Genomic DNA, 2214 nt, shown 5'->3' on the forward strand with positions numbered 1-2214 from the left:
GACACGCTGCCCGCCACTTCGCTCGACCGGCACATCCTGGCCTGGGCGATCGCGCTTTATGGCGGCGACCAGGTGCCGAGCGGCGAGATTGCCGATGCCGCCAAGATGCTTCCCGGCTGGCCGGGCACGATCGCCCTGCGCAAGAACAGCGAACGCGCGCTCTATCGCGAAAACCCGCCGCCGCAAGTGGTGGTTCAGGCTTTCGGCCGCAGCCAGCCGCTGACGCCGGAGGGCGTCATCATCCTTGCCCGCTCGCAGGTGGCGCTTGGCAATCAGGCGGCGGCCCGGTCGGTGCTGGTGCCGTTCTGGCGCAGCGAAAAGCTGGAAGCCAAGGACGAGAACGCCATCATCAAGGAGTTCGGCACGCTGATCCCCGCGGCCGACCATCGCTACCGCATGGAGCGCATGTTCTATGCCGACCGGCCGTCCTCCGCGCTGCTCGTTGCCGGTCTTGCCGGCGCTCAGCCGCTGGCGGATGCGTGGGCGGCTGCCGACAAGGGCGACAAGAACGCCGCCAAACTGTTGAAGGCGGTGCCGGCGGCGCAACGCTCGGCCGGCTATTTCTTCGCCGAGGCGGAATATCTGCGCAAGCAGCAGAAATTCACTGAAGCCGCTGCTGTCGTGATGAAGGCGCCGACCGACCGCGATTCGCTGGTCGACCCCGATGCCTGGTGGGTGGAACGGCGTGTGCTGTCGCGCGAGCTGGTCGATCAGGGCGACATGAAAACCGCCTACAGAATCGTCTCCATGCATGCGGCCGAAAGCCCGGCCAATGCCGCCGAGGCCGAATTCCATGCCGGCTGGTACGCGCTGCGCGGCCTCAACGATCCGGCGATCGCCGCCACCCACTTCAAGCGCATTGCCGAGCTCGCGCAGGGACCGGTGTCGCTGTCGCGCGCCTATTACTGGCTCGGCCGCGCCGCGGAAGTCGGCGGTCCGGGCAGCGCCAAGGATTATTTCACGCGCGCGGCCAGCTACGGCACGACCTTCTATGGCCAGCTCGCCGGCGAGCGCGTGGGGTTGAGGACACTCAACATCGCCTACCCGAAACCGAGCGCGGCCGACCGCCAGAGCTTCGACGGGCGCGAGGCGGTGAGCGCGATCAAGCGGCTGCAGGAGGCGGGCTATGACCGCTATGCCGAGACGCTCTATCGCGACCTTGCCGGACAGCTGACCAGCCCGGGCGAGCTGGCGCTGCTTGCGGTGCTGGCGGAAAAGCAAGGCAACCATTTCATGGCGCTGAAGGTCGGCAAGATCGCCGCCCAACGCGGCATCGATGTTGGCGCGCTGTCGCATCCGCTCGGCGTCATTCCCGATTCGGCCAACATTTCCGGATCCGGCAAGGCGCTCGCCTACGCCATTGCCCGCCAGGAAAGCGAGTTCAATGTCGGCGCCGTCTCCAGCGCCGGCGCGCGCGGCCTGCTGCAGTTGATGCCGGGCACGGCCAAGCAGTTGGCGAAGAAGACCGGCATGAATTTCTCGCAGGCGCGGCTGACGAGCGATGCCGGCTATAACGCGACGCTGGGCTCGGCTTTCCTCGGCGAGCAGCTCGACCGCTTCGGCGGCTCCTATGTGCTAACCTTCGCCGGCTACAATGCCGGCCCCAACCGCGCCGCCCAGTGGGTGGCGAAATACGGCGATCCGCGCGGCAAGGACGTGGACGCGGTGGTCGATTGGATCGAGCGGATTCCTTACACGGAAACAAGAAGTTACGTGCAGCGCGTGATGGAAAATTACGAGGTCTACAAGATGCGTATTTCGGGGAAGTACGACATCGTGGGGGACCTTGTGAACGGACGGAGTTGAGGCGGCGTCCGCAAGGCGTTTAGGGTCGAGTTCCTTCGCGCCCCCCTCTGTCCCGCCGGCGTGAGACGCTTCCATACGATGCTTCCTATTTGACGATCCTCACTCTCGCCTGTAGCTGTCCGTTCGATTCAGCGAGGACAGCACTCCGATGGCGAGCGACGAAAGTTTCTCCGACTTCTTCTATCCCGCAGCTGACGGCCTGAAGCTCCATACCCGGATCTATGGCGAAAGAAACGCCGACGCCTGGCCGGTCATCTGCCTGCCGGGCCTCACCCGCAATGCCCGCGACTTCCATGAGCTGGCGCTGCATCTTTCCAGGAAGGCGGAGATCCCCCGTAAGGTCATCGCCTTCGACTATCGCGGCCGCGGGCAATCGGACCACGATCCCGATACCGGCCACTATAATGT

General features: G+C 65.3%; 2 protein-coding genes. Both read left to right on the forward strand.

Annotation, left to right across the window (positions count from 1 at the left end; genetic code table 11):
- The coding region (locus EOA28_RS33290) for a lytic transglycosylase domain-containing protein (protein ID WP_148671024.1) at positions 1–1806 on the forward strand (1806 nt) is incomplete at its 5' end.
- Positions 1807–1954: 148 nt separating this feature from the next.
- Positions 1955–2214, forward strand: a 260-nt coding sequence (locus EOA28_RS33295) for an alpha/beta hydrolase (RefSeq protein ID WP_148671025.1), incomplete at its 3' end; no start/stop codon positions are given.

It is taken from the genome of Mesorhizobium sp. M2A.F.Ca.ET.067.02.1.1, assembly GCF_004023285.1.
Classification (GTDB): Bacteria; Pseudomonadota; Alphaproteobacteria; order Rhizobiales; family Rhizobiaceae; genus Mesorhizobium.